The organism is Nocardia fodinahabitans (genome assembly GCF_052983615.1).
Genome location: NZ_JBRJJC010000001.1, coordinates 1,976,084 through 2,002,333, shown reverse-complemented (window position 1 = coordinate 2,002,333; position 26,250 = coordinate 1,976,084). Strand labels below are relative to the sequence as shown.

24 protein-coding genes are annotated in these 26,250 nt (G+C 66.2%); 9 read left to right on the top strand and 15 right to left on the bottom strand.

Features of this window, described 5'->3' with window-relative positions; all coding sequences use genetic code 11:
• The first annotated feature begins 205 nt into the window (after positions 1-205).
• Positions 206-1,273, top strand: coding sequence for a hypothetical protein (locus tag NV348_RS09300; RefSeq protein ID WP_447146676.1), 1,068 nt, complete (start codon positions 206-208; stop codon positions 1,271-1,273).
• Here NV348_RS09300 and coaA read toward each other — a convergent pair whose 3' ends face one another.
• A complete protein-coding gene (gene coaA / locus NV348_RS09295; RefSeq protein WP_447146675.1) occupies positions 1,274-2,206 on the bottom strand; it encodes a type I pantothenate kinase in 933 nt (310 codons plus the stop codon).
• A gap of 200 nt (positions 2,207-2,406) precedes the next feature.
• On the opposite strand from coaA, the gene NV348_RS09290 reads away from it, so the two are divergent.
• Both NV348_RS09290 and glyA read left to right on the top strand, forming a co-directional pair.
• Complete coding sequence (locus tag NV348_RS09290) at positions 2,407-3,609, top strand: DUF885 domain-containing protein (protein ID WP_447146674.1); 1,203 nt, start codon at positions 2,407-2,409, stop codon at positions 3,607-3,609.
• A gap of 205 nt (positions 3,610-3,814) precedes the next feature.
• Complete coding sequence (gene glyA / locus NV348_RS09285) at positions 3,815-5,110, top strand: serine hydroxymethyltransferase (protein WP_357343028.1); 1,296 nt, start codon at positions 3,815-3,817, stop codon at positions 5,108-5,110.
• A 65-nt stretch (positions 5,111-5,175) separates the two neighbouring features.
• Here glyA and NV348_RS09280 read toward each other — a convergent pair whose 3' ends face one another.
• From NV348_RS09280 to NV348_RS09250, 7 genes are all read right to left on the bottom strand, one after another.
• Complete coding sequence (locus tag NV348_RS09280; RefSeq protein ID WP_447146673.1) at positions 5,176-5,343, bottom strand: hypothetical protein; 168 nt, start codon at positions 5,341-5,343, stop codon at positions 5,176-5,178.
• A 274-nt stretch (positions 5,344-5,617) separates the two neighbouring features.
• Positions 5,618-6,727 (bottom strand): RDD family protein, encoded by a 1,110-nt coding sequence (locus NV348_RS09275; protein WP_447146672.1) that lies wholly within the window; start codon positions 6,725-6,727, stop codon positions 5,618-5,620.
• Positions 6,724-7,329, bottom strand: coding sequence for a hypothetical protein (locus tag NV348_RS09270; protein WP_447146671.1), 606 nt, complete (start codon positions 7,327-7,329; stop codon positions 6,724-6,726). Before NV348_RS09270 ends, NV348_RS09275 begins: the two co-directional genes overlap by 4 nt.
• Entirely contained in the window at positions 7,326-8,627 is a 1,302-nt protein-coding gene (locus tag NV348_RS09265; RefSeq protein ID WP_447146670.1) for a hypothetical protein, read from the bottom strand. The genes NV348_RS09270 and NV348_RS09265 overlap by 4 nt, the downstream gene beginning before the upstream one ends.
• Positions 8,624-8,962 (bottom strand): hypothetical protein, encoded by a 339-nt coding sequence (locus tag NV348_RS09260; protein WP_447146669.1) that lies wholly within the window; start codon positions 8,960-8,962, stop codon positions 8,624-8,626. Before NV348_RS09260 ends, NV348_RS09265 begins: the two co-directional genes overlap by 4 nt.
• A gap of 181 nt (positions 8,963-9,143) precedes the next feature.
• Complete coding sequence (locus NV348_RS09255) at positions 9,144-10,127, bottom strand: LLM class F420-dependent oxidoreductase (RefSeq protein ID WP_447146668.1); 984 nt, start codon at positions 10,125-10,127, stop codon at positions 9,144-9,146.
• Positions 10,128-10,173: 46 nt separating this feature from the next.
• Positions 10,174-11,367 (bottom strand): FAD-dependent monooxygenase, encoded by a 1,194-nt coding sequence (locus NV348_RS09250; protein WP_447146667.1) that lies wholly within the window; start codon positions 11,365-11,367, stop codon positions 10,174-10,176.
• Positions 11,368-11,483: 116 nt separating this feature from the next.
• On the opposite strand from NV348_RS09250, the gene NV348_RS09245 reads away from it, so the two are divergent.
• Positions 11,484-12,206, top strand: a complete 723-nt coding sequence (locus tag NV348_RS09245) for a TetR/AcrR family transcriptional regulator (protein ID WP_447146666.1) — start codon at positions 11,484-11,486, stop codon at positions 12,204-12,206.
• A gap of 45 nt (positions 12,207-12,251) precedes the next feature.
• The gene (locus tag NV348_RS09240) at positions 12,252-12,671 is read left to right on the top strand and encodes a limonene-1,2-epoxide hydrolase family protein (protein ID WP_447146665.1); all 420 of its coding nucleotides are present in this window, start codon (positions 12,252-12,254) and stop codon (positions 12,669-12,671) included.
• A gap of 12 nt (positions 12,672-12,683) precedes the next feature.
• Here NV348_RS09240 and NV348_RS09235 read toward each other — a convergent pair whose 3' ends face one another.
• The gene (locus NV348_RS09235) at positions 12,684-12,956 is read right to left on the bottom strand and encodes a hypothetical protein (protein WP_447146664.1); all 273 of its coding nucleotides are present in this window, start codon (positions 12,954-12,956) and stop codon (positions 12,684-12,686) included.
• A 310-nt stretch (positions 12,957-13,266) separates the two neighbouring features.
• On the opposite strand from NV348_RS09235, the gene phoH2 reads away from it, so the two are divergent.
• From phoH2 to NV348_RS09220, 3 genes are all read left to right on the top strand, one after another.
• Entirely contained in the window at positions 13,267-14,643 is a 1,377-nt protein-coding gene (phoH2, locus tag NV348_RS09230; protein ID WP_447146663.1) for an RNA 5'-3' helicase PhoH2, read from the top strand.
• Between the two features lie 184 nt (positions 14,644-14,827).
• Positions 14,828-15,451 carry an LGFP repeat-containing protein gene (locus tag NV348_RS09225; protein ID WP_447146662.1) on the top strand — a complete coding sequence of 208 codons (624 nt, stop codon included), beginning with the start codon at positions 14,828-14,830 and terminating at the stop codon, positions 15,449-15,451.
• A 79-nt stretch (positions 15,452-15,530) separates the two neighbouring features.
• A complete protein-coding gene (locus tag NV348_RS09220) occupies positions 15,531-16,385 on the top strand; it encodes an acyl-ACP desaturase (protein WP_447146661.1) in 855 nt (284 codons plus the stop codon).
• A gap of 51 nt (positions 16,386-16,436) precedes the next feature.
• On the opposite strand, the gene NV348_RS09215 is transcribed toward NV348_RS09220, so the two are convergent.
• The 4 genes from NV348_RS09215 to NV348_RS09200 form a co-directional block, all read right to left on the bottom strand.
• Positions 16,437-17,840 (bottom strand): class II fumarate hydratase, encoded by a 1,404-nt coding sequence (locus tag NV348_RS09215; protein ID WP_447146660.1) that lies wholly within the window; start codon positions 17,838-17,840, stop codon positions 16,437-16,439.
• 81 nt (positions 17,841-17,921) lie between these two features.
• Positions 17,922-18,326 (bottom strand): type II toxin-antitoxin system VapC family toxin, encoded by a 405-nt coding sequence (locus NV348_RS09210; RefSeq protein ID WP_447146659.1) that lies wholly within the window; start codon positions 18,324-18,326, stop codon positions 17,922-17,924.
• Positions 18,314-18,580 carry a type II toxin-antitoxin system Phd/YefM family antitoxin gene (locus NV348_RS09205; RefSeq protein ID WP_447146658.1) on the bottom strand — a complete coding sequence of 89 codons (267 nt, stop codon included), beginning with the start codon at positions 18,578-18,580 and terminating at the stop codon, positions 18,314-18,316. Before NV348_RS09205 ends, NV348_RS09210 begins: the two co-directional genes overlap by 13 nt.
• A gap of 638 nt (positions 18,581-19,218) precedes the next feature.
• Positions 19,219-19,503, bottom strand: coding sequence for a hypothetical protein (locus NV348_RS09200; protein WP_447146657.1), 285 nt, complete (start codon positions 19,501-19,503; stop codon positions 19,219-19,221).
• Positions 19,504-19,673: 170 nt separating this feature from the next.
• On the opposite strand from NV348_RS09200, the gene NV348_RS09195 reads away from it, so the two are divergent.
• A complete protein-coding gene (locus NV348_RS09195; RefSeq protein WP_447146656.1) occupies positions 19,674-20,300 on the top strand; it encodes a DUF4291 domain-containing protein in 627 nt (208 codons plus the stop codon).
• 2 nt (positions 20,301-20,302) lie between these two features.
• On the opposite strand, the gene NV348_RS09190 is transcribed toward NV348_RS09195, so the two are convergent.
• The gene (locus tag NV348_RS09190) at positions 20,303-20,833 is read right to left on the bottom strand and encodes a hypothetical protein (RefSeq protein WP_447146655.1); all 531 of its coding nucleotides are present in this window, start codon (positions 20,831-20,833) and stop codon (positions 20,303-20,305) included.
• Positions 20,830-26,250 carry a putative T7SS-secreted protein gene (locus NV348_RS09185; RefSeq protein ID WP_447146654.1) on the bottom strand — a complete coding sequence of 1,807 codons (5,421 nt, stop codon included), beginning with the start codon at positions 26,248-26,250 and terminating at the stop codon, positions 20,830-20,832. The genes NV348_RS09190 and NV348_RS09185 overlap by 4 nt, the downstream gene beginning before the upstream one ends.

The window sequence follows — 26,250 nt, the reverse complement described above, 5'->3', positions numbered from 1 at the left end:
ATCGACCGCAACACGTCGCGGGCGGTCCCGCCGCTGCCGGGCAGTGCTGGAGCGCGACGGCGATCGAATTCCCAGGCATGAGTTCCGGCTCCGGAAGCCGATCGAACCAATGCGGCGTTGGGTCCGTATATCCGCGCGCCGGGCACAGTGCCCGGTCGATCGGCGCTGCACGGTGGCGCCGAGGCGGGGAGCGCCGGAGGTCGTGATGCGGATCAGTGGGTTACGGATGGTCGTCGCCGCGGCGGCGGTCGCGGTCCTCGGGGCGGGGTGCGCGACCGCTACGCCGCAGGGGCCGCAGATCGTGACGACGGCACCGCAGTCGGCGCCGCTGTTCGCGGTGCGCACGACGACCGGAATGGGAGTGGCCGATGCCTCGGGGATGCGCGGCGACCGGGTCGGCGACTATCGCGATATCGGCTTCAGCCAGGATAATTCGCTGGCCTACGCGGTCGACGGCGACGGCGTGGTGACCGCGCTCGAGGTCGCCGAGTTGCTGGTCGCCTCGGGCCGCGTCGACTGCCACTGCACCAGGGTGTTCCCGCTGCACGACGCGGTGGTCGGCTGGTGGCGCGACGGCGCGATCATGCAGGCCGACCTGCGCACGCCCGATCCCACTGTGCTGCGGTCGATCTCGCTGCCCATACCGCGTGATCCGCTGGGGGAGGGCGCTTCCCTCACCGGCACCGAGCTGATCGCTCTGGACCGGAACCTGGCCGTGCTCACGCGGATCGAGTCCATCCCCGGCGCGAACTGGGGCATCAACCACCTCTACGTCGTCGACCTGAATTCCGGTGCGGTGCAGCAGTTCGGCCGCATCGCCGACGTGAACACCCCGTTCCGCCAGGCGGTGATCGCACCCGGCGGCCGGTCGGTCGTCGTGGCGGGCTACAGCCGTGACAATGTCGCCTGCGGCGCGGCTTCGGTGCACCGGCTCGATCTGACCACCGGGACAGTCGATTCCGCGGGTCCGCCCTTCCCGTCGTGCAGCTCGATCGCCGACATCCGCGGTGACGGCACGGATGTCGTGCTGACCCGCCTGGTCTGGCACCGCGACGAGCCGCAGCTGCTCGTGTCCTCGACGGTCTGGCGCTACCGCGACGGCTGGACCCAGGCCGGCGCCGACCCGGCCCTGCGCGTCCTCACCGATCCGATCGCCGTCGAACTACGGCATACCGGCGCGGCGGCCCCGTTCGGCACCATCGCCGGCGACCTGTCCATCGACGGGAAGCCGGTGCTGCGCGACGTGATCGAGGTGCTGGCCACGCACCGCTGATCAGAGCTTGCGCAGCCGCAACCGGTTGATCGTGTGGTCGGCGTCCTTGCGCAGCACCAGCGTCGCGCGCGGGCGGGTCGGCAGGATGTTCTCCACCAGGTTGGGTCGGTTGGTGGAGTTCCAGATGTCGCGCGCGGCCGCGGTGGCCTGCTCGTCGCTGAACCCGGCGTAGTGGTGGAAGTGCGCGTCGGGGTCGGCGAAGCCGGTCTCGCGTAGCGCGAGAAAGCGCTGCACGTACCAGTTCTCGATGTCCTCGATCCTGGCGTCGACGTAGATGGAGAAGTCGAACAGATCCGACACCATCAGCCGCGGTCCGGTTTGCAGCACATTGAGGCCCTCGACGATGAGGATGTCGGGCTGCCGCACACAGTGCTTCTCGTCCGGCACGATGTCGTAGGACTTGTGCGAATAGACCGGCGCGCACACCTCTTCGGCGCCGGATTTCACCTCGGTGACGAAGCGCAGTAGCTTGCGCCGGTCGTAGCTCTCCGGGAACCCCTTGCGGTGCATGATGCCGCGGCGGGTGAGTTCGGCGGTGGAGTAGAGGAACCCGTCGGTGGTTACCAGGTCGACCCGGGGATGGTGGTCCCAGCGGGCCAGCAGCGCCTGGAGCACGCGCGCGGTGGTCGACTTGCCCACCGCGACACTGCCCGCGACGCCGATCACGAACGGCACCTGTTTGTCGGGATGCTTCTCCCCGAGAAAGGTCGCGGTGGCGGCGAACAGCCGCTGGCGGGCCGCGACCTGCAGGTGGATGAGCCGGGCGAGCGGCAGGTAGACCTCGGCGACTTCCTCGAGATCGATCTGCTCGCCGAGACCACGTAGGCCGGTCAGTTCCTCCTCGGTCAGGACCAGGGGAGTCGACTTGCGCAGGGTGCGCCACTGCTTCCGGTCGAACTCCACATACGGGCTCGGCTCGCTCATCCGTGCCACCTACCCGACGCTCCGTTCGGGCGCACACGCACAGCTGGGCTGCCCGTCCAGTGAGATCCGGGATAACTCTGACCGCATGTCGCGATTGTGCTCCGTCCCGGCCATCCGCGCGCAACAGGGGGTTTGGCTACCCGTCGGTAACGAGCAACAACGCCGAGGTAGGGCCCGCTTTTCCGAATTACCCCGTAAGGTCGGACGGCATGGGGTCACATCCACTCGTCACTGAATACCTGCGGCTCGGACTGGCTTTCGATCGGCTCGAGGAAGGCTTCGTCGACGCCTACACCGGCGATCCGCAGCTGCGTCGCGACAGCGAGAACGCGCCGGTCCCCGACCCGGCGGAGCTGGTGAAGCGGGCCGTCGACCTGCGTGCCGGCCTGGCCGACGCCGGGCTGTCGGCACGGCGCACCGAATTCCTCGACGCCCATCTGGTCGCGATGGAGTGCTCGGCGCGCAAGTTCGCCGGGGAGGAGATCGGGTTCGTCGACGAGGTCCGCGCCTACTTCGACGTCGACATCGCGCCCGGCGACCCCGACGACTACCGCGAGGCGCACCGCCGGATGGACGAGGTACTCGGCGGGGAGGGTCCGCTGGCCGAGCGCGCGGCCGCCTACCGGCGCGGCGACGAGATCCCGCCGGACAAGCTCGCGGTCTGCGTCGAGGCGTTCTCCAGTGCGCTGCGCGAGCGGGTCCGCGAGCGCTACCCGCTGCCCGACCACGAGACCGTCACCTACGAGGTGGTCGGCGACAAGCCGTGGTCCGGATTCAACTACTACCTGGGCAATTTCCACTCCAAGGTCGCGATCAACTCCGACCTCAAGCAGCACATGGCGCACCTGCCCGCGCTCATCGCGCACGAGGCCTACCCGGGTCATCACACCGAGCACTGCCGCAAGGAGGCCGGGCTGGTCGCCGCGGGCGAGGACGAGCAGACGCTGTTCCTGGTCAACACCCCGCAGTGCCTGATGGCCGAGGGCCTGGCCGACCTGGCGCTGCAGTCGATCATCGGGCCGGGCTGGGGACTGTGGGCGCAGGAGATCTACGCCGATCTGGGGCTGCGCTTCGACGGTGAACGGGCCGAGCGCTTCTCGACCGCGGCGGCGAAACTGCTGAGTGTGCGTCAGGACGCGGCACTGCTGCTGCACGATCAGCATCGCGGGGAGGACGAGGTCGCGGCGTTCCTGCAACGGTGGAGTCTGGCCACGCCGGAGCGGGCACGGCAGTCGCTGCGGTTCCTGTCCTCGCCGCTGTGGCGGGCCTACATCAGCACCTACGTGGAGGGCTACCGCCTGCTCGGTGGCTGGCTCGACACCGCGGTCGACGCGCAGGATCGGGTCGAGCGATTCGGCCGTCTGCTCGACGAGCCGCTCACGCCGGGCGCCATCCGGCGCATGCCGGTGTGAACTACACCGATGACGGCGCAGCCGCCGGGTCCATGACTGTGTCATCGGTCACCGATGGAGTGGCTGTTACGGCCGCCGGTGCTGCTCGCTGGGGGTCGTCGGTGCGGCCGCAGGGCTGTGAGCTGCGTCTCCCGGGTAGCGGCCGGGTCGGTGTTGCGCTATCCCCGTGCTCGGGCGTCCGCGCGCGGCCCATAGACTGAGGGTCGTGACGCAGACGACCGCTTCGGTGAATACCCAGTCTCTCGGTGAGCTCGATCCCGAGTTGGCCGCCGCGATGGCGGGCGAGCTCGCCCGCGAACGCGACACCCTCGAGATGATCGCCTCGGAGAACTTCGTGCCGCGCGCGGTCCTGCAGGCGCAGGGTTCCGTGCTCACCAACAAGTACGCCGAGGGCTACCCGGGCCGCCGCTACTACGGTGGCTGCGAGGCCGTCGACGTGGTGGAGACCCTGGCGCGCGACCGCGCCAAGGAGCTCTTCGGCGCCGAGTTCGCCAACGTGCAGCCCCACTCCGGCGCGCAGGCCAACGCCGCGGTGCTGATGGCGCTGATGAATCCGGGCGAGACCCTGCTGGGCCTGGACCTGGCCCACGGTGGTCACCTCACCCACGGCATGCGCCTGAACTTCTCGGGCAAGCTCTACGACGTCCACTCCTACGGTGTGTCGAAGGAAGACCACCGCATCGACATGGACGAGGTGCGTGACATCGCCAAGGCGTCCAAGCCGAAGGTGATCGTCGCGGGCTGGTCGGCCTACCCGCGGCACCAGGACTTCGCGAAGTTCCGCGAGATCGCCGACGAGGTCGGCGCCTACCTGTGGGTCGACATGGCGCACTTCGCCGGTCTGGTCGCCGCCGGTCTGCACCCCTCGCCCGTGCCGTACGCCGACGTGGTGTCCTCCACCGTGCACAAGACCCTCGGCGGCCCCCGCTCCGGCCTGATCCTGGCCAAGCAGGAATTCGCCAAGAAGCTGAACTCGGCGGTGTTCCCGGGTCAGCAGGGTGGCCCGCTCATGCACGTGATCGCCGCCAAGGCCGCCGCGTTCAAGATCGCCGCCACCGAGGAGTTCAAGGACCGCCAGGTGCGCACCCTGTCCGGCTCGCGCATCCTCGCCGAGCGCCTGACCGGCGCCGACGTCAAGGACAAGGGCGTCTCGGTCCTGACCGGCGGCACCGACGTGCACCTGGTCCTGGTCGACCTGCGCAACTCCGAGCTCGACGGCCAGCAGGCCGAGGACCTCCTGCACGAGGTCGGCATCACCGTCAACCGCAACGCCGTGCCGTTCGACCCGCGCCCGCCGATGGTCACCTCCGGCCTGCGCATCGGCACCGCCGCCCTGGCCACCCGCGGCTTCGGCGACGCCGAGTTCACCGAGGTCGCCGACATCATCGCCGCCGCGCTGGCCGGCACCTCCGACACCGAGTCGCTGCGCGCCCGCGTCGCCAAGCTGGCCCAGAGCGTCCCGCTCTACCAGGGCCTGGAGGACTGGCGCCTGCTCGGCTGAGCCGACACCCCGACCGAACGCCCTCGCCCGCTGATTCATCCAGCGGGCGAGGGCGTTTCGTTGTTTCAGGACAGGTCGATGCCTTTGTCGGCAGCCAGCCCCGCCAGCTTGGCGGCCTCGTCGATGGCGACGGCCACGTAGGCGTGCCAGCCGTCGTCGTCGCGCCGCAGCAGGTATTCGTAGTCGCTGTCGACCAGCGGTTCGCCCGCCGTGTCCCGGAAGTGCCAGCGCACGCGCAGCCGCGCGATCCGCTCGGTCAGCGCGGCGTGTTCGAGCAGGGTGTGCTCGACGCCGCCCCATCCCCAGCTCGCGATACAGCGGATAGGACTGCGCGAGCCCCCGCGCCATCAGCGCACGCGAGTCCAGTGCCCCGGCGAACTCGTCGCTCAGGATCATGCCCGGTAGACCCCACAGCGCGGCCGACCGTTCGGAATCGAAGGCCGCCAGCGCGGCCTGATAGTCGTCGAGGAACCGCTCGAGCTCATCTACGATCGCCATCCTCCGAACCTAGCGAGCGACGGTATCGCCCACCAGGTGATCGGACCGTGTCCCGAAGACCTGCCGCGCGTCACGCCGCCGCACCGAGGGGAGCAGATAACGCTCCGGCCGTTCGGGGACAGAGCTGTCTCCGAGGACCAGCAGCGGCATGATCACGCCGATCAACCAGGCCGCGAGCAGCCTGCGCGCCCGGGGGTAGCAGCCGGTGTCGCGGTCGATGACGACCAGTCCGAAAACGGCTTTGCCGAGCGTCGTCCGCGTCACGGACTGGAGCACGACCCGGTCGACGAACGATGCGAGCAGGAAGTACCCGATCATCGTCCACCACGCGATCTGCGTGCTGTTCCAATCCTGGCGCGTCACGGCATGACGCGTCACCTCGTCGCTGAGGAACACGACACCGAACCCGATCGCCAGGTGCACGACGATGTCGAGCAGGTAGGCCAGCGTTCGGCGCAGCTTCCGCGGTGACGGGAAGGTGGCATCGTCGAGTCCGCCGTGCTTGCCCGGCGGTTCGGGCGTGCTCGCGGGAGAAGCGTTGTGCGGCTGGGGAACCGGAGCCGCCGATTTGTCCTTGACCAGCAAGGTGGTACCGAAGCGCGGCGCCACGTAGAACAGCGACCGATAAGCCAGCTGCGCGCCGGCTCCGCCCGGTTTCGCGATGAGACCCGCCTTGTTCGGTACCCCGGCGAACCAGGCGACCCGGTCGTCGCTGTCGAATGTTCGTGACGTCCACTTGCGCAGCACCAGAGTTCCCGCGACCGTCCCCCGGTCATCCAGCAGATTGACCCATTCCTGAACTTCGGGCCGAAGGGTCTCGATATTCCACACCTGCCAGCGATGCCGCGCCGACAACCACCGGCGAAACGCGGTTCGCGTCATGACCAGTCCGGTGATCGTCAGCGGCAGAAAGGCTAGAAGAAAGAACACCGCGGCATCGGAGTCCCGCCCATCAGCCTCGGCCGCCGAGCTGGAAATTCCGGCCGAATGCAGAAACGCGGGAACGCAAGCAATTCCGCAGGTCAGCACCACCAACGCCCGCGCAGTCGTCCACACCAGCGTCCACAAAGTGCGCGGCGTACGCCACGCCCGCGCCTCCAACTGCTCCCGAACCGTCATGACATGTCCAGGGTGACTGTGGCCGGGGCGCCGAAGACTACCGAGCCGGCCATGTCGGCCACCATCTTGCGGCACAGCGCTCCTCGTTCGGTATCAGGGGACGCGAGCTGGATCGCTGCGAGCACGGTGCCGTCGTCGGACGACACGACTGCTTCCAGCTGGTACACCGAATGGGCGCGTTCGGTACCCGCCAGCTGTGCAGGTACTTCCCCGACCTTCTCGGTGAACAAGATCGGATGTCGTTCCGACTCGATCAGCGCCGAATGCCCGGTGGCGCTGTCGTTGCTCCGCGATCGGACCACCGCGGCCAATGCCAGGCGGGGGCTGCGCGGTCCGCCCGGTGCGTCGACTACCGACACGGTCAGGCAGGAATACAGCGGCTGCCCGCCCGGGATCTGGTGGCCGCCGATCCCGATATACCGGGTGCCGTTGTCCACGAGATTTCCGATGAGCGCGGTGACGGCGCCCAGGATCGTCGGCTTGTCGGACGGCGGTTGCTTGCCGGTGAAGTCGAACAGGTGCTGGGCATGGGTTACGACGTCGGCCAGCGGAATCTCCGAATAGCCTTCGGGAATCGCGACAGTGACTACTTGTTCACTCATTCGGACTCCCCAACGGACATGAGTTGACCACCGCTCGCGGCACCGAGGCCGGCCTTGACCGCGCGGTTGATCATCTCGATGCCACCGACTGTCGTATCGATGCTGTCCGTGTGGCGGCTTGCCTGACTGAAGTCGAGAAGAACGTCGGTCACCTCGACCCCACCGAATCGCGCGGGTATCGCCGATGCGAGCGGATCCAGCACCTTGTTCGACAGAATTCCCGGACTTTGCGCACCGTCGGTGAACGCGCCCATCACCTGGCTGAACTTTGACGACGACGTGGCGGCATCGGTGGCCGAGTTCGCCAGCGCCGCAGCGGTATCAGCTTCGGCGAACAGTGCCTTGCCACCCTTGACGACGCCACCGACACCGGGCAGGACCGAGAGCGTGTCGGTGGTCAGTGTGGCGCCCATGCTGCCGATCGCGGCCATGTCGAACTCGCCGTTCATGATGTCGCCCACCGTATCCTGGTACTCCGGGTTCAGAGCGTTCATGCCGAGTGCGCCGAGCCCACTGGCCAACGCGACCACACCGAAGACCGCGCTCACCGGAGGTGGCGTGACCAGCGCGAGAAGGCCGGTGACCGCCGACGTCGCGGCGAGAGCATCGTGAATCGTCTCCTGGTTGTCGTTGAGCCAGTCCCAGAGTCCTTCGAACAGACCCTTGTCCGGTTCGCTCGGCGCGAAGTTCGCCCCGGCCGCGTCCAGCTCGGTTGCGGTCGTGGTGGCGGCGGAATTGTGGGTCGTCTGTAGTTCCTTCGCGCGGGTGATGATCGCATCGATCGCGCGCTGCGCGTCGGTCACCGCTGTGGTGGCAGCGGTGACCTTGTTGTTGGCCGCGTCGAGGCGGGCCTGAGCGGATGCGAGCGCGTCCGCATCGGTGAACGTCTGGCCGGCGAGATCGAGATCTGGATTGGCCCGGGCCTGCTGGAGCGCGGTGACCGCTTGCCCGTGGGTGGCGCGGGCTGTGGCAGCCTCGGTCTCGAGGCCTGCGGCGGTGTCCTGGTATCCGACGAGGTTGGTGTGCCATGCCTGGATGACGGTGGCGGCACCGTCGAGCGATTTCTTCGCGTAGGTCAGATCTTGGAGGAGAGTCGCGTCGAGACTCTCCCGGAAGGCATCGCCCGCTTCGCCCTTCCAGACGTCGTCGTTGCTGTTGCGCAAGCGGTACAGCAAGATGCTCAGCTCGTCGATCTTGTCGGCGGCGCTGCGGACCTTCGTGCCGAGCGTGCCGACCTCGGTGGCGGAACCGGGAGCGGGATTGAAACCGAGATTGGGATAGGGGTTCTGGGGAGTCACTGGCCGCCCTCACCCGGTGCGGCCGGTGTGGTCCCGATGCCGTTGCCGTACAGCGTGAGCAGGGTGGCGATGGTCGTGTCGAGGTCCTGGTAGGCGGTCAGACACTCATCGACGCCGTCCGCGGTGGTGCCGGCCGACTCGCCGATCCGTTCGATGCCGAACTTCCAACGCGTCTGGAAGCTGTCGGCGGCATCGTTGAGAGCCGCGGTACCGAGATCGAGCTTGCTGTCCTTGGACATCGAGTTCATCACGTCGGTCAACACCTGCTCGGCACCGCGCAACGACTGAACAGTCTTGATCAGGACATCGACATCGACGTCCAGAAACCCGGTCATCTACCCTCCCCAATTGCTCGTTCTGTTGGTTGGACGCACGAAGGCTCGGTTCGGTTCCCTCGGTGAGGTGAGGATTGCGCATCGGTTCTTCGGATCCGGACTGCCAACATAGCCGCAGACGCGGAACCGCCCGCGGTGCCGTGGTGGGCAGCGCGGGCGGGGTGAGCGTGGGTGGGGTGGGTCAGCTCACCAAGGGGCGCAACGCCTTGGCTGCTGCTTCGATGACCCCCGGTTCGTGGCCGTTGGTGATCATGTTGACGATGATGCCGTCGATGCCGTGGTCGAGGACACGGGTCTGGATCTGCTCGGCGACCTCGTCGGGGGTGCCGACGAACTGGCGGTCGGCGGGGGAGTTGCGGATCTCCTCGGGCGACAGCGCGGACAGGTCGATGCCGGCGCGGGCGAGCATGTCGGACTGGAGTTTCCGGGCGCGGTCGCCGTCTTCGTCGGCGATGACGAAGGCGAGGAAGCTGGTCTCGAGGGTGGCCGGGTCGCGGTCGGCCTCGGCGCAGCGCTGGTGCAGTGCCGCGATTTTCTGGGGCAGCAGGGAGGCGTTGCTGATGATGTTGAGGTGGTCGGCGAAGCGGGCCGCCAGCGCGAAGGTCTTCTTCTCGCCACCGCCGCCGAGCATGATCGGCAGGTCGTCGCGGACGCGGGGCTCGTTCATGGCGTTCTCGGTGTGATACCAGGCGCCGTCGAAGGTGGGCCGCTGTCCGTGCAGCATCGGGGCGATGATCCGCAGCGCCTCCTCCAGTCGCTGGAAGCGCTCGGTGAAGGTGCCGAACTCGAAACCGTACTGCTGGTGCTCGAGCTCGAACCAGCCCGCGCCGATGCCGAGCACGGCCCGTCCGCCGCTGACCACGTCGAGGGTGGTGACGGTCTTGGCGAGCAGCGCGGGATTGCGGTAGGTGTTGCCGGTGACCAAGGCGGACAACTGGATTCGATCGGTCGCCGTCGCCAGTGCGCCGAGCGCCGTGTAGGCCTCCAGCATCGGCTCGTCCGGCGCGCCGATGCCGGGTAGCTGGTAGAAGTGGTCCATCACGAAGGCGGCGTCGAATCCGGCCGCCTCCGCCGCCGCGGCCTGCGCGATCACCGTGGGGAACAGCTCGCGCACCGAGGACGTGTTGCTGAAGTTGGGCATCTGGTAACCGAGACGAATGCTCATAGCGGCGACGATATGACTTGGAGTGCACTCCAAGTCAAGGCCGGATTCAGGGCGCTTCGGTGACTCCGGCCAGCGCCGGGTAGTCGATCAGGTCGATGTCGTTGGCGGCCTTGTCGCCGTATTTCAGCATCAGCGAGAAGCCGCGCGAGCCGAGGAACCGGTTGCGGACCTTGATGCCGAGCGCGGTCTTCGGGGCGAGGAACGGGCCTGCGTTGCTGTTGCCCGCGATCTTGGCGTAGCGCTTCATGATTCGGTCGTAGGCGGCGAACGCGGTGACGTGGTCGCCGCCGGCGACGGCCAGTTCGCCCGCGAGCACATACGCGCCGACAACGGCCAGACCGGTGCCGAACCCGCCGAGGGTGTTGCCGTAGGCGGAGTCGCCGACCAGGGCGACGCGGCCGCGCGTGTAGGCGCCCTTCATCCGCACCTGGCTGATCGAGTCGAGGTAGATGTCGTCGAAGTCGGCCAGCTCGGCGAGCATGCGCGGAACGTGCCAGCCGATGCCCGCGTAGGTCTGCTCGATGATGCGCCGCTGGGCGGCGGTGTCCTCGCGGGAGTAGTCCAGCGGCGCGGACGCGAACATGTACAACTGCTGGGCCTTGGAGCCGCCGTCGATCGCGAGCTTTCCGGGGGAGTTGTGGGCGAAACCGCGAGCCCGCTCGCGGGGGAGGTCGGTGTCGCTCCAGCGGCTGGCGCCCGCCACGCCGTAGTAGTACCCGAGATGCTTGACGAACTCGGCCTCGGGTCCGAACGCCAGTTTCCTTACCCGAGAGTGGATTCCGTCGGCGCCGAGGACGAGGTCGAAGGTGCGCGTCGCCCCGTGTTCGAACTCCACCCGCACGCCGCCCGCGGTGTCGGTGAGTGCGGTGATGGTGTCGCCGAAGACGTATTCGCAGTGCTTCTCGGTCTGCCGGTACATGACCTCGGCCAGGTCGCCGCGCAGGATCTCGATGTCGCCGCCGGTGAAGTCGCCGGACAGGAAGGCCAGTTCGCGCTCGTTCTCGTCGACGAAGACCACGTCGGTGGTGCCGGTGCGGCGGGCGCGCACCTCGTCGAGGATGCCCATCCGCTCGAGCACGGTCAGGTGGGTCGCGCCCTTGAAGTCGACGGCCTGGCCGCCGGGACGCAGCGCGGGGGCGCGCTCGACCACGGTGACGGTGCAGCCGTAGCGATGCAGCCAGTAGGCCAGGGCAGGCCCCGCCACGCTGGCGCCGGAGATGAGGACGGTCTGGTTACGCATGGTGTGCTCCTGTGTGGTCGGGATCTGTGTCCGATGGAATCTGTATCCGGTGGACGCGAATAAGAGTATGGTAGACACAGTTTTGCGTCAACCGGAGTTCTCGAGAGGATGGACCGATGCCGCCGCCGACCACCGTCGACCTGCTGTGGGGCACCGCCCAGCGCCCCAAACGTGGGCCCAAACCCGCGCTCACCCTGGACGGGATCGTCGCCGAGGCGATCGCGCTGGCCGATGCCGAAGGTCTGGCCGCGCTGTCGATGCAGCGACTGGCCGAACGGCTCGGCTTCACCAAGATGTCGCTGTACCGGTACGTGCCGGGTAAGGAACAGCTCACGGCGCTGATGCTCGACGCCGCGATGGGTGCACCACCCGCGATCGACGCGGTGCCCGGCCGCTGGCGCGACGGCCTGCGGAGCTGGGTCGAGGCGATCTTCGAGCGCTTCCGCGCCCACCCGTGGGCCATCGAACTCACCCTCGGTATCCGGCCGTTCGGCCCGAACGAGATGGGCTGGACCGAGGCCGCGCTCACCGCGCTCGACGACACCGGCCTGACCGGCCCCGAACGGCTCGACACGATCGTGCTGCTCAACGGGCATGCCCGCAGCTTGGCCCAGGTGTTCGCCTCGGTCGGCGGCGACGCGCAGGAGCAGTTCACCGACCAGTTCACCGCGATGATGACCGCGGCGGGTGACCGTTATCCGGCGGTCACCGCGGCCTTCGCGGAAGAGGCGGCAGCAGTCTCCGCGGGCACTACCGAGGCGGGCGCTGCCTTCGACTACGGCGTCGACCGCATCCTGGACGGTCTCGCGGTGCTGATCGCGCAGCGGGCGGATCGGTAGCGCCGAGGTCTGGTCTGGGAACGGCGAAGGTCCTAGGCTCGCCTCATGACCGACCAACCGGAGCTGCCGGAGAACGCCGTCACCGTCGTGCGGGAGTTCTTCGTCGCGCTCGAACTCGGCTCCGTCGACGAAGCGCTCGAGCTACTCGACCCGGCGATCGTCTGGCAGAACACTGGACTGCCGACCGTGCGCGGCAAGAAGCGGGTCGCCGGCTTGCTGCGCGGGCTCGACCGGCCGCAGCTGGGGTTCGCGGCGGACATGCACCACATCGCCGCGGACGGCGACATCGTGCTCACCGACCGCACCGACTACCTGCGCGCGGGACCGGTGAACATCGGCTTCTGGGTGAGCGGCACCTTCGCACTGCGCGAGGGCCGAATCGTGCTGTGGGACGACCACTTCAGCATGGGCAACGTGTTGCGCGGCACGGTCGTCGGAGCGGCGCGGGCGGTGCTGCGCCGCTGAACCCGGCCCGGACTACCCGTGCTTGCTCAGGTAGTCCAGGTAGGTCGGTCGCAGGACATCGGCCAGTTTGCCGTCACCCGCGTGGATGTAGTCGTCGATCATCGGCAGCACGTACTTGATGTCGGCCGCGCTCTCGCCGAGGTCGCCCGCTTCGGCCTGGGCCGCCGGGATCGACTTGAGCAGGTTCCACAGGAACTTCACGTCGCCGCGCCGCACGGCCGTCTTCACCGCGCGATCGTGCAGTTCCTTCGACGACAGCTTCTCCAGATCCTGGTCTTCGGCCATGCCTCGACTCTAGCGCTCGGCGGCTCACCTGGCGCGGATCCGCGGCGTCGGCGCCGGTTAACGACAAATTCACGGACACGTCCGGCTGTCCGGCAGCGCGGCCGGGAGTTGGACGGTAGCGTCGGTGATGCGGGTCGCGTCGGTGTGGCTCGTACGGGAGGTCCTGACCGTGACTGAGCAACTCAGTGCGAGAGGGCCGAACGGCACCCGGCCCTCGTGGCGGTTGACCAGCGCGTCACCGCCTACCAGGACGGACCGGTCCAGCGAGATCGTTCGCGCGGGTGCCGTGCGAACACATAAGGAGCCCACCGTGACTGCTGCACGCTCCGTTTCCGCCCCCGCGATGCACACGGCCTCGGCCTCGAAGAAGGGGGTCCGCCCCTCGCGTTCCGGTCGCAAGACTTTCATCGTCGACACCTCGGTCCTGCTCTCGGATCCGTGGGCCGTCACCAGGTTCGGCGAACACAAGGTGGTTCTACCGCTGGTCGTGATCAGTGAATTGGAGGCCAAGCGACACCACCACGAACTCGGCTGGTTCGCCAGGGAAGCCCTGCGGATGCTCGACGACCTGCGGGTCAACCACGGCAGGCTCGACCAGGCACTGCCGATCGGCACCGAGGGCGGCACACTGCAGGTGGAGCTCAACCACACCGATCCGTCGGTGTTGCCCGCCGGATTCCGTTCGGAGACCAACGATTCCCGCATCCTGGCCTGCGCGCTGAACTTCTCGGCCGAGGGCGAGGACGTGGTGCTGGTGTCCAAGGACATCCCGCTGCGAGTCAAGGCGAGCGCGGTCGGCCTGTCCGCCGACGAGTACCACGCCCAGGACGTGGTGACCTCCGGCTGGAGCGGCATGGTCGAACTCGATGTCGCGGGCACCCGGATCGACCAGCTCTACGCCGATTCGGTGATCGACCTGGACGAGGCGCGGGAACTGCCCTGCCACACCGGGATCCGGCTGCTGGGCAGCAGCTCCAGCGCGCTGGGCCGGGTCACCGCCGACAAGCGGGTCCAGCTGGTCCGGGAGCGGGAGGCGTTCGGCCTGCACGGCCGCTCGGCCGAACAGCGGATCGCGCTCGATCTGCTGCTCGACGAGAGCATCGGCATCGTGTCGATGGGTGGCCGGGCCGGCACCGGTAAGTCGGCGCTCGCGCTGACCGCCGGTCTGGAGGCCGTGCTGGAGCGGCGGACCCAGCGCAAGGTGGTCGTGTTCCGGCCGCTGTACGCGGTGGGCGGCCAGGAACTGGGCTACCTGCCCGGTTCGGAGAGCGAGAAGATGGGCCCGTGGGCGCAGGCCGTCTTCGACACGCTCGACGGGCTGGCCAGCCGCGAGGTGATGGAGGAGGTGCTCAGCCGCGACATGCTCGAAGTGCTGCCGCTGACCCACATCCGCGGGCGCTCGCTGCACGATTCCTTCGTGATCGTCGACGAGGCGCAGTCGCTCGAGCGCAATGTGCTGCTGACGGTGCTGAGCCGACGGCTGGGCACCGGTTCGCGCGTCGTGCTCACCCACGATGTCGCCCAGCGCGACAATCTGCGGGTCGGCAGGCACGACGGCGTGGCCGCGGTGATCGAAAAGCTCAAGGGGCATCCGCTTTTCGCGCACATCACGCTCACCCGTTCCGAGCGCTCGCCGATCGCGGCGCTGGTGACCGAAATGCTCGAGGAGTACGGACCGAACGCCTGATCTCCCGGCAATCAGGCCGCGTCACGGCCTGAATCCGTTTGATTACGGCGAACTGTGGGTATTATCCGCGGCGACACCAATCCAGCAACGGCTCGGCGAACAAGATTCCGCCGGGCCGTTGCGGATGTCGGCCAGGCTCCATTCCGGGGGCGTGCCCCGGGGGGCCACTCGCGAGAGGATGGATATGAACCACTTCGCTCGACGTACTGCCGCCGGAGGCGCCGCCGTCATCGCCGCCGCCGGACTGTTGCTCGCCGCGGGGTGCGGCGACGAGGACAAGGACAACGCCACCGACACCGTCACCTCGGTGATGGGCAGCATGCCCATGAGCCCCGGCGAGAGCATGCCGATGACCCCCGGGGGCAGCATGCCCATGAGCCCTGGGGAGAGCATGCCGATGACCCCCGGTGGCGGCATGACCACCTCCGCGACGGCGGCCGGCGATTCGACCACCATCTCCACCCCGAACGGCGACATCACCGTCTCCGGTGAGGTCTACAAGAAGTACGTCGCCGCCGGCGGCGCGAGCAGCCCGCTCGGCGCGCCGGAGGAAGCGCAGGAGACCGGTCCCAACGGTGGCCAGTACCAGGACTTCACCGGCGGCACCATCTACTGGAGCAGCGACACCGGCGCGCACATCGTGTGGGGCGACATCCGCGAGACCTGGGAGGAAGAGGGCGGCGCCAACGGCCCGCTCGGCTACCCGACCAGCGACGAGACCAGCACCGCCAACGGCGGCAAGCAGAGCGAGTTCACCGGCGGCACCATCGTCTGGGTCAACGGCGAGACCACGGTGACCAAGAAGTAGCTCGTGCGTCCGGCCCGGCGTGGGGACCCGATCGCCCCGTAGGTCCCCGCGCCGACGGCCGACCCACTATGTTGTCGGGGTGCAGAAAACTTTGACCGACCGTGAGCTGCTGGATTCGCTCGCGGATGTGGTGGAAACCAACCTGGCCCGGCACATCGAGGCCGCCGAAGGCTGGCAGCCGCACGACATGGTGCCCTGGGCGGACGGCCGCAACTTCGCCTTCCTCGGCGGCACCGACTGGACCCCCGAGCAGTCCGAGCTGAGCGAGACCGCCGAGCTCGCGCTGACGGTGAGCGTTCTGGTCGCCGACAACCTGCCGTCCTACCACCGTGAGCTCGGCAAGCACCTGCGCACCGGTCCGTGGTGGCGCTGGGTCGGCCGGTGGACGGCCGAGGAGAACCGCCACGAGATCCTGATCCGCAACTACCTGATGGTGACCCGCGCGGTGGATCCGGTCGCGCTCGAGCGCGCCCGCATGGCGCACATGACCGAGGGCTTCAACCGCCCGCCGCTGCACCTGATCGAGGTGCTGGCCACCTGCGCGTTCGAAGAGCTCGCCGCCGCCGTCCGGCACCGCAACACCGCCGCGCTCGGGGAGAACCCGATCGTCACCGCGCTGGCCGAGAAGCTGGCCGCCGACGACGAACTGCAGGCCGAGTTCTTCGCCGTCCTCGTCGGCGCCGCCCTCGACCTGGTCCCCGACCAGGCCGTGCGCGCCATCGCCGACCAGGTCGCCGCCTTCCGCGTCCCGCACGTCGACCTGCCCGGCGGCGGCTCCAGCGACGAGGCGCTGGCCGAGGCGGGCATCTACGACCCCGCCAAGGAAGGCGAGCTGGTGTTCAAGCCGCTGCTGCAGCGCTGGAACATCTTCACCCGCACCGACTTCAGCGAAGAAGGCGAGAAGGCCCGCGCCGAACTGGCACACCTGGCCTGATCTTGTCGTGCGAGCGGCCGTCACCGCATGAGGTGACGGCCGCTCGCCGTTTCAGTCGCGGTCCACGTCTGCCATCGCCAGCACGTCGAGCTTGCTGTCGAGTTCCTCGACCGAGAGCTTGTCCGGGGTCAGGCCGCGGTCGATGACGGTCTGCCGGATCGTCTTCTTCTCGCGCAGTGCCTGTTTGGCGACGGCGGCCGCCTCCTCGTACCCGATGGCCGAGTTCAGCGGCGTGACGATCGACGGGGACGACTCGGCCAGGGTGCGCAGGTGCTCCTCGTTTGCGACCAGGCCGACGACGCACTTGTCCGCGAACAGCCGAGAGACGTTGGCCAGCAGGCGAATCGACTCCAGCAGATTGCGCGCCATCACCGGGATGTAGACATTGAGCTCGAAGGCGCCGCTCGCGCCGCCGAACGCGATGGCCGCGTCGTTGCCGACGACCTGCACCGCGACCTGCGTCACCGCCTCGGGCAGTACCGGATTCACCTTGCCGGGCATGATCGAGCTACCCGGCTGCAGGTCCGGCAGCTGCAGTTCGCCCAGACCGGTCAGCGGGCCCGAACCCATCCAGCGGATGTCGTTGGCGATCTTGGTCAGGCTGACCGCGATGGTGCGCAGCGCGCCGGAGGCCTCGACCAATCCGTCGCGCGCCGCCTGCGCCTCGAAGTGGTCCTTCGCCTCACGCAGCGCGTCGATTCCGGTGCTGCGCACCAGTTCCGCGACCACCTTCGTGCCGAAACCGGCGGGCGCGTTGAGCCCCGTGCCCACCGCGGTGCCGCCGATCGGCAGCTCGCCCAGGCGCGGCAGCGTGGCCAGCGCCCGCTCGATGCCCGCCTCGATCTGGCGGGTGTAGCCGCCGAACTCCTGCCCCAGCGTCACCGGCACCGCGTCCATCAGATGCGTGCGGCCCGACTTCACCACCGTGCGCCACTGATCCGACTTGTCCAGCAGCGCCAGCCGCAGATGCTCCAGCGCGGGCACGAGGTCGGTGATGACGGCCTCGGTGGCGGCCAGATGCGTCGCGGTGGGGAAAGTGTCGTTGGACGACTGCGACATGTTCACATCGTCGTTGGGATGCACGGTCACCCCGTTGCGCGCCGCGATCGAGGCGATCACCTCGTTGGCGTTCATATTGGAACTGGTCCCCGACCCGGTCTGGAACACATCGATCGGGAACTGATCATCCTGGCGACCCTCGGCGATCTCGTTCGCCGCCGCGATGATCGCCGCCGCCTTCCCCGGATCCAGCAACCCCAAATCCTTGTTGACCTGCGCACAAGCGGCCTTCAACAGCCCCAGCGCCCGGATCTGCGCCCGCTCCAACCCCCGCCCACTGATCGGGAAGTTCTCCACGGCCCGCTGCGTCTGCGCCCGCCACAGCGCGTCGACCGGAACCCGAACCTCACCCATCGTGTCGTGCTCGATGCGGTACTGCACGTCGTCATCAGCCATGCCTCGACCCTAGGACGATCTCGCCCCGAGTGGGGTTCCCACACCACCGCAAAATCCCACACTCCGGTGGGGAATATGTCATCACCCGACCATGCGGACATCCACCCCGGGAAGTCCGCCGAAATCGGCGCGTTTGTCGGTAGTGACGACGGTGCGACCCGTCGCACGCGCAGTCGCCGCGAGGATCAGATCGTGTGCACCTCGGGGCGAACCCGTACTCCGGACGTGGGTCAGTAGCTCAGCATGATGCTCGGCGACCGTGTCGTCGTAAGGGATGCTCGGCACGATAGCCCGGAACTCGGTGAGGAAGGTTCGCGCGCTCGCTAGCTTCGCCGGGTTCGTCTGACCAGCCAGCCCGGTGAGGTACTCCGCGATGACGACCGCCGCGACAGCGACGTTGTCGTCATCGGCGATGACATCAGGAAGGGCGACAGTGCCACGATCGATGGCGATCAGAATGCCGGTATCGAGGATCAGCTTTCCCATGGATCGCTGTCCGCGTCGGCGCTCGCATAACGGTCGATCGACTCGACCGCAGCTTCGAACTCCGCATCCAAACCGATGTTGCCGGCCCACTGCTTTGCCAGCTTGTTCAAGCTCTTACCGTTCGCCCGTGGCGCCGGAACGAGGCGCGCCACGCACACGCCTTTACGGGTGATGACGAACTCTTCCCCCGCCTCGGCCTCATCGAGAACCCGCGCGAACGCCCGCGCGGCCTCGGTCGCGCTGATCTCCTTCATGCTGGCATGGTATCAGAATCTGATAATCAGATGCAGCCGTCTGCGGCGCCAGGTGCAAGGCGATGGGTCGGAGCTGGACGATCTTTGACGCAATGATCGCGTCACCACATCATTGAGGGCGTCTTACCGACCTGACCGGCACGTCTCCGATGAGCGGATCCTGTCCGCGCTCCATGACGTGGCGATGGCCGGGCGAGTGCGCAGGTCGCGGTACGGAACGAGCGAAGGGCTGAGCGTGCAGCAGGCCCAGCGCGATCTGAAGTCACTGGCACAGCGCCTTGCAGCCTGTTGCGCGAACAAGGGCGCGCTATTACGTTGCGGGGGAAAGCCTTCCTCAGAACGTATTGGAGGCTGTGTAATCATGCCGAAAAAGGGAAATCTTAACTATTGATTCGAATTCCTCTGAAATTACGCCCGAAAAATGCAGAAGGGCATTGTGCGGTGGGTCCAGTAGATCGCAGGTGCGGCCGTAGCGAAAAATGTTCGCGACCGTGAGTTCCGGAGCTATCTCGTGGCCATCTCTCAGGATTCCGCCGTACGCCGTGTCTCCGATCTTGACTGTTCCTGACAAGCATTGGACAATACACTCCGCCTGGCTCGGGCTGGTGATGGTGTGCTCGACGATTTCTATGGTTCCGCTAGTTGCCATGGGTGCCTACTCTGTCGATGAATTCTTCTATTTGGACTGGAGTCAGTTTCGGGGTCTCGCGCAGTAGTGGAGATAGGTCATCGATGCCGATGGATCTGGGAAGGTGGATTCCCATTTGTTCGAGTGCTGACCTGGCGACGGAGACTGGCACTTGCATGCTCGCACGCGCGGCGAACTCGCTTGCCGACAAACCCACGGCCACCTCCGCCTCTGCGGCAATGTATCCGCCCACGCGTTCAACCCCGGCGATGTCCTCTGGTCGCGCGATCTGCACGACAGCCTCTCCATATCGCTCGGAGTGAATGGCGAAGGCGGTGGCAACGCCCGGATCGCTAGATGTTGGGAGGTACCCGGAGAACTGCGTGCCAGAGCCCGAGAGATGCGGCGGTGCATTCTGACCCCGGGAGTTCTGGCCAGTCAAGTACTTATGGAAAGATGTCAGGCATGGGTACACCAGATCGTCAGATTCGCGCAAGCTATAAACAAGACTCAATCACCGTATATCAGGCGTATCAACCCGAGATCGCCACGCCGGCCATCAGAAATGGCCGCTTCTCCTCAGGGTTCAATCGGAATAGAATGACATGGATAAAGCCGTCATTTCTATGGATGATGTACCGGTCGGGATGGGCAACGAAACCTGGCCAAGTGAGCATCCTGGCCATCGATATATCAAGGGACGGTTTCGAATGGGCATTAGCCAATTCAACTCTATCGCATTTCGATTCCGACATGTATGCCTCGCGTGAGAGCTGGAAAACCAGCCTGTCTGCACCGGTGCGGATTCAATGGGACCCTGAGCGGGATATCTCCATGAACAAGTTGGCATATCGTTCTTTGCAAGTCGGACTTTCTGGTGAAGCGGTCGGGCGATATTGTGATGCCTGGATCGTCAACATCGAGGATAAGACGAGTCTTGCGCACCAGATCAACTACCTAATCAGGGATGGTAAGCGCAATCACGCTGCTGAATTGCTGCCAACGGAGAAGGTTTATCCAGTTTCAGGTGAGGTAGCTTCTCGCATCGGAATAACTCAGCCAGTCCAAGCAGATGGCCAAGAGAATTTCTGATGCTACGACTCCTTGGTAGATAAACGTCGCTTCAAATGGCGACGGGCAAAATTTGCAACCTCCTCGTCGGTTGACTCTGTAAGTCGTGTCAATGCCTTTTGGGCGTCAGCCCCAGGCGCGACCTCCAACGCTCTCACCGCCTTATTTGCTAGCGCGCGAGCTGAATCGAATTCCAGGTAATCCGGAACCCACTCAGCAAGCCGCGTCAGCGCTGCCACGGCTTCTGGAGAACGAATTTCCCCTAACATCGACGCAACATCTTCGTGCTTGTAGTGCCAATCACTAAAAGCCAGCTCGACAAGTTGGTCAATATAATCCAAATCGATGCCGAATTGGCTGGCAACTATTAGTGAAAGCTCGACACCATCGGCATCTTTCTCGTGTATTGCCTGGTCCAGTAGACTTAGCGAGAGGGATTTGCCATCAGAAGAGTTAAAGTGGCGTAACAGCTGATCCTTGGTGATTCGTGGTGCAGGATTGCTAGGCGAAGTGACCAGCTTGAGTATCTCGTCCTGATCTTCCGGCGCGATCATCGAATCGTCCTAAATCCTGCGATTCCACGGTTGAATATCTCAAGAGCTCGGCCGGTGCCGAGCCCAATGTTGATATGCGAGGGGCCCTCGCCCTTGAAGAAGGCGTTGTCGATTGCCCACCCCTTCGAAACGGTCGGCATCTCAGGATAGGCATCGCGCACTGCTCTGGACATGTCGCGCACTCCGATTTCTCTTAGTTCATCAATCGTTCCGGGATGGAGCTGAAACTCTACGAGTCGACCTGCGTAAGACTCGGAAAACCCCTGCGTTGGTGAAATGAAAGTCTCGCGCGTCGGAAGGAGTTCGCCCGTCGCATTTAGGTGATTGAAGTGGTCGTCACTCATGGTTCGATAGTACACATCGGCATCGGTGTAGTCCGGCGATAGCCCTAGTGGATCCGACCACAGGTTTGGGTTTAGTGAATAGCAAAACGGATTGTGACTGGGTGCCAGGCCGAGTGGATCGGGGGTGGTGTACCGAGACGATGAGGGGTCATATACGCGGAACCCATTATGGTAGAGACCGGTTTCGGTATCGAGGATTTGGCCAGCAAATCCCATCGGTATAGCTGCACTACCACTCCATGTTGCGAATCCCCACAAACTTCGAGTAGCGAACGCTTTCGAGACTGCATTCTCCACGTCGATGAGTTCGCTCGGAGCTCCCGAGGGATCGAGTAGTATTGCTACAGATTCACTGGTGCCGAAATTTCTGAATACTTTCGATTGTATCAGCGGTGAATCGGTGCCGGGACGGTAGTGCCATCGCATTTCTGCGTCGCCGGCCAGCTCTTCGATAAGTTGTGTTGAATCGTAGACGTATGATCGCGACTGAATAGTCTCGCCAGCGCTTGTGAGATGGCGTTTAGTTATTCTCCGTCCGAGCGCATCGTAGTCGTACTGCCACCAGTCAAAACTTGGGGTGTATACATCGGTCAGTTGATTGAGCGAATTGTAACGATAGTGCCAAACATCAGGCTTGCGGGAAATGCGAGTGGTGACTTTGCGGATCAGGCGACCGGCAGGATCGTAATAATAATGGTTGCGCCCGTCCCGGATCAGTAGATTGTTGTGGTATTCCCTGCCTCCCATCCGGTATTTTTTGGTTGGTTCGGGACCAGTTTCGTCGGTGTCTGCGACAAGGCTTGCGGTGATGTTGCTGACCGGGTCGTACTGATATGCTTCAGCAACCGCACTGTTTCGAGTGATGGTGTTGACTCGGCCGATGGAATCGAGGGCATAGATATTCCGGACCGTAGCTGTGCTCGGACGGATCGTGGTGTGCTCTGTGAGGTAGCCGTCGGGGCGGTAGGTGTAGTTGTCGCGGCGGATGGTAGATGGGGATGGGCGGTTCGACGCTGATGCACCGAAGTCGCCTAGATCGAGAGTGAATTCGTGGGCAGGGAAGCCAGTGACGTGTTGCGAGGCGACGTTGCCGGTACTGGTGAATGTGCGGTCGATTTGCACCTCGCCAATTCGCCAGCCGGCGAGACGTCCTGCTGAGTCGTGGTTGAACGTGACGTCGGTGCTGTCGGCGGACAGCGCGGTGACTAGGCCGCGGGCGTTGTGGCGCCAGGTTGTGGTGTTGCCTGTGGGGGTGGTACGTCGGATGCGACGACCGCGGTGGTCGTATTCATTGACCATGGGCGGCTGGTCGTCGAGCTTCTGGGTCGCGAGTTGGCCGGTGGGGGTGTAGGTGAATTCGAGTGTGTGAGTGCGGGTTTCGCCGGTGCCGTTGATGGCGGTGACGATTCGGCCTGCGGAGTCGTGCGTGTAGGCGAGGTACTCGCCGGTGTCGGCGGTGATCGAGGTGAGATTGCCGACGAGGTCGTAGCGGTGATGGCGGGTGACGCCGGTGGCGGGGGTGACGGTGGCGATGCGCCCGTTTGCGGAATGGGTGTAGGTGGTGGTCGCACCCGTGTAGTCGGTTTCGGACTGTAGGCGGCCGGTGGCGTCGTATTCGTAGGTCCAGCGTTGGCCGAGGGGGTTGATGACGGCGGTGAGGGCTCGTTCGGTGTTGTAGAGGTAGCGGTGGACCGAGCCGTCGGGGTCGGTGCGGGTGGCTACCTTGTCGAAGCCGCCATAGGTGTATGACGTGACGTGGCCGGCTCGGTTGGTGTGGGTGAGGAGGTTGTTCTCTCCGTCGTAGGTCCAGGATTCGGAGTAGCCGTCGGGGTCGATGCGGCGGGCGGGCCGGCCTTCGGGTGTCCATTCGTAGCGGGTGACGGCGCCGAGTTGGTCGGTGACCTGGGTGGGGCGGCCGAAGGCGTCGCGTTGGATTTCGGTGGATGCGCCGTAGGGGTCGGTCACCTTGATCGGCAGGCCCGCGGGGTCGACGTCGATCTGGGTTCGGGCGCCGTCGGGGTCGCGGATTTCGGCGACCGCGCCGCCTTCGTGGTGGCGGTACTCGGTTCGTGCGCCGGCGGGGTCGATGACCGCGACGAGATTGCCTGCCTTGTCCCACTCGCGGTGCTGCGTGGTGCCGTCGGCGTTGGTGATGGTCGACGGGCGGTTGGGGTAGGCGTAGTCGATGGTGATCTGGCGGCCGTCGGGGCGGGTGATGGCGGCTACATCGCCGTCGGGGGTGTAGTTGTAAGTGGTTGTCGCGCCGTCCGGTTCGGTGACCGAGAGCGGCTTGCGGGCCGCGTTGTAATCGATGTGCCGGTGGCCGCCGTCTGGTGCGCGGAGATCGCGCAGGCGGAGGTCGCTGTCGAATCCGTAGCCGGTGACCGCGCCTCGGGAGTCGGTCATGCGGGTCAGGCGGCCGGTGCCGTTGCCGAATTCCAGGTATTCGTATTCGGCGTCGAAGACGCCGTTGGTGCCGCGCTGGGAGGCCACCCGGCCGGATTCGTCGTAGGTGTTGGTGACCCAACTGCCGTTGGAATCGGTCCACGACAGCATGCGGTGCTCGTCGTCGTAGGCGAAGCGGGTGACGCCACCGATGCCGTTCGTAACAGTCGTCAGTTCGCCGTTTTCGTAGCCGAATTCGCGTACCAGCGTTGAGGTTTCGACGCCATCGAGCTCGCCGACGACGGAGATCGCGGTGACCCTGCCACCGGCGGAGTCGAGGACGACGCGATAGCCGCCGGAGTGGGTGACCTCGGTCGGATCGCCATTGTCGTTGTAGTGGAAGCGGATCCGGTTGTGGTGGCGGTCGGTGATCGCGGAAATCGCGAAGTTGCCGAGGAGAGTGTCGAGGCCGTCGAGCGTGGGTTCGGGTGCGAAATGCCAGACCAGTTCGCGATCCGGGTCCCAGAGCCGGTACCCGCCGGTGTCGGTGCGGGTGAGCTTCCAGCGTTGTCCACCGGTGATCGGTTCGACGCCGACGCCGACTTCCGCGTGCGGATAGGCGAGCAGCATGCCGTCTTCGAAAACAACCGTGACGCAGTCGTCGTCGACGACGACGCGCATATCCAGAGTGGCGGACCAGGACGGGCCGAACCAACGGCCGAACCGGTAGTTGGAGTGGTGTGCTCGCTTGAGGACCAACCGCAGAACACCGGGGAGATCAATGTCTGTCAGGGGGAGGAGGAAATCGCCGGTGGCGATCTTGACCGGGTCGCCGGCCTTCGGCGTTTGGTCGTCGGTGGCGGTCTTCGCGGGTCCGTCGGTCTGGGCGTCGTCGCCCACACTCGGCTTTCCCTCGCCGCCCCGGTCATTACCGTCCCGGTCGATCAGGGTGTCGGAGTTGTTCGGGGTGCCGCCGTCGGGACCGTTGTGCGCACCGGGTTGGGTATCGCCGTCGGTGTCACCCGGGCGATTTCCTGCGTCGTCGGCGTGGGGGACCGCGTTGTCGGGGTTCGCTGGCGGCGGCGCGTTGTCGGGATCCGGGGATGCCGCTCCCGGCGAATCCGAATCGGGCTTCCCGTCGCCCCGATCGTTGGGGACCTCCGGGTCGGTCTTGGGACCGTTGTCCGCATCGCCGTTGTGCGGAGTGCCGTCCTCGCGAGCGGGCGGCGCGTCGGGGTTCGTGTCGGCTCCCGGGCTGTCCGGCGAGGTCGCGGGCGATTCGGGTGAGCCATCGCGGGGGGCGCTGTCGTCGAGCGTGGGGGAAGCCGGATCGTTGGCGCGCAGGTTGTCCGGCGATTCAGGATTGGCGGGGGCAGGGTCGCCGTCTCGGGCGGGGACATCCGGGTCGCCGCCATGCCCCGCTGGGCTGGTCGGTGCTTCCGGGCTGGGGTTGGCCGGGTTCGATGCCGGCGCGTCACCGGCGGGATTCGTGCTCGGCGCCGCGGGGTTTTCCGGCGCATGGGCCGCGGGCTGGGTCGTGGGTGCCTCGGGCATATTGCGACTCGCGTTGCCGAGGCGTGCGGCATCGGTCGCCTTGTCGACCACATTCGCGCCGGCTTTGGCGGCACCACCGGCGCCACCCGTCGCGACGGTCATCAGTGCGTCGCCGGTCAGTGCGCCCAGCGCTTCGGATGGGTTGGTCTTGAACCCGGACAGCATGGCCGCCGCGGTCGCTTTGGGGTCGGCGGCGGCCAGCACCATGCCGGTGCCCAGGTCCGACATCTTCGACAGGTACTCGGCGGGATGGGTGACGTTGTAGGCGTCGATCGGTGAGATCGATCGCACGAACTGGACCATGCCGGTCAGTGAGGTCAGCAGGCCGGACGAGAAGTTCAGTTTCGCCTGGTCCAGTGCCGCGCCGAGGTCTTCGAAATTGCTGCCCCAGCGGGACAGGAACGGTGGTTCGGTGGGCGCGGTCTCGGTCGCCGCGGCGATCGCGGTCACGGCGGTGTTCGCGGCGTTGTCGCGTTGGGTGCGGGCGCCGGTCAGAATCGCGCGGGCCTCGTTGCGGATATCGGTCCAGGTGTCGGTGAGGTTCTTGCCCTTGCGATCCTCGTCGGATTTCGCGTTCCACTCGTTCTTGCGGTCGCGTTCCTCGCGGTCGGCGGCTTCCCACTTCGCGATGGCGTCGGAGGCTTTGGCTTGAGCGGCGGTGACCTCGGCCGACCAGGCGGCCAACGCGGTCTTGGCTTTGCCCATCGCATCCGCGCCGTCCCACCACAACTTGGGCTGCTTGGCGTATTCGTCGTGGAAGGCGGAGGCCGCCGAACCCGACCAGTCGGCGACGTCGATCTTGCGCAGCGCGTCACCGGTCTGATCGATCGCGGTTCCGATCGTGCCCAGGTGCTCGGCGACCTCGTTGATCTTGGCTACGTCACCGCGGATCAGCTCTGTGGGATCGGTGGTCTCGCCGAGTTCTTTCTCCGGGACCGCGCCGCCGGTGGCGTCGACGATCTTGTCGCCCAGATCGTCGAGGAAGTTCGACAACCCGTCGGCGCCGACAGCTTTCGCGACCTTGGACTCGGCGTCGAGGACGGTGTTGTAGGCCTGGCCGACCTTCTCGGTCGCGGTCTCCAGCCCGTCTTCGATCTTGTCACCGAGGTCGTTGAGGAAATCCCCGATACCCAT

What these genes read in the sequence shown, in the direction of transcription:
- NV348_RS09300 (WP_447146676.1), top strand. Translation starts at nt 206, where the DNA reads ATGCGGATCAGTGGGTTACGGATGGTCGTCGCCGCGGCGGCGGTCGCG.
- NV348_RS09195 (WP_447146656.1), top strand. Translation starts at nt 19,674, where the DNA reads ATGGGTACACCAGATCGTCAGATTCGCGCAAGCTATAAACAAGACTCA.
- NV348_RS09275 (WP_447146672.1), bottom strand. Translation starts at nt 6,727, where the DNA reads ATGACGGTTCGGGAGCAGTTGGAGGCGCGGGCGTGGCGTACGCCGCGC.
- NV348_RS09270 (WP_447146671.1), bottom strand. Translation starts at nt 7,329, where the DNA reads ATGAGTGAACAAGTAGTCACTGTCGCGATTCCCGAAGGCTATTCGGAG.
- NV348_RS09225 (WP_447146662.1), top strand. Translation starts at nt 14,828, where the DNA reads ATGAACCACTTCGCTCGACGTACTGCCGCCGGAGGCGCCGCCGTCATC.
- NV348_RS09210 (WP_447146659.1), bottom strand. Translation starts at nt 18,326, where the DNA reads ATGGGAAAGCTGATCCTCGATACCGGCATTCTGATCGCCATCGATCGT.
- NV348_RS09190 (WP_447146655.1), bottom strand. Translation starts at nt 20,833, where the DNA reads ATGATCGCGCCGGAAGATCAGGACGAGATACTCAAGCTGGTCACTTCG.
- NV348_RS09290 (WP_447146674.1), top strand. Translation starts at nt 2,407, where the DNA reads ATGGGGTCACATCCACTCGTCACTGAATACCTGCGGCTCGGACTGGCT.
- NV348_RS09245 (WP_447146666.1), top strand. Translation starts at nt 11,484, where the DNA reads ATGCCGCCGCCGACCACCGTCGACCTGCTGTGGGGCACCGCCCAGCGC.
- NV348_RS09235 (WP_447146664.1), bottom strand. Translation starts at nt 12,956, where the DNA reads ATGGCCGAAGACCAGGATCTGGAGAAGCTGTCGTCGAAGGAACTGCAC.
- NV348_RS09215 (WP_447146660.1), bottom strand. Translation starts at nt 17,840, where the DNA reads ATGGCTGATGACGACGTGCAGTACCGCATCGAGCACGACACGATGGGT.
- NV348_RS09185 (WP_447146654.1), bottom strand. Translation starts at nt 26,250, where the DNA reads ATGGGTATCGGGGATTTCCTCAACGACCTCGGTGACAAGATCGAAGAC.
- NV348_RS09255 (WP_447146668.1), bottom strand. Translation starts at nt 10,127, where the DNA reads ATGAGCATTCGTCTCGGTTACCAGATGCCCAACTTCAGCAACACGTCC.
- NV348_RS09205 (WP_447146658.1), bottom strand. Translation starts at nt 18,580, where the DNA reads ATGAAGGAGATCAGCGCGACCGAGGCCGCGCGGGCGTTCGCGCGGGTT.
- NV348_RS09260 (WP_447146669.1), bottom strand. Translation starts at nt 8,962, where the DNA reads ATGACCGGGTTTCTGGACGTCGATGTCGATGTCCTGATCAAGACTGTT.
- NV348_RS09240 (WP_447146665.1), top strand. Translation starts at nt 12,252, where the DNA reads ATGACCGACCAACCGGAGCTGCCGGAGAACGCCGTCACCGTCGTGCGG.
- NV348_RS09250 (WP_447146667.1), bottom strand. Translation starts at nt 11,367, where the DNA reads ATGCGTAACCAGACCGTCCTCATCTCCGGCGCCAGCGTGGCGGGGCCT.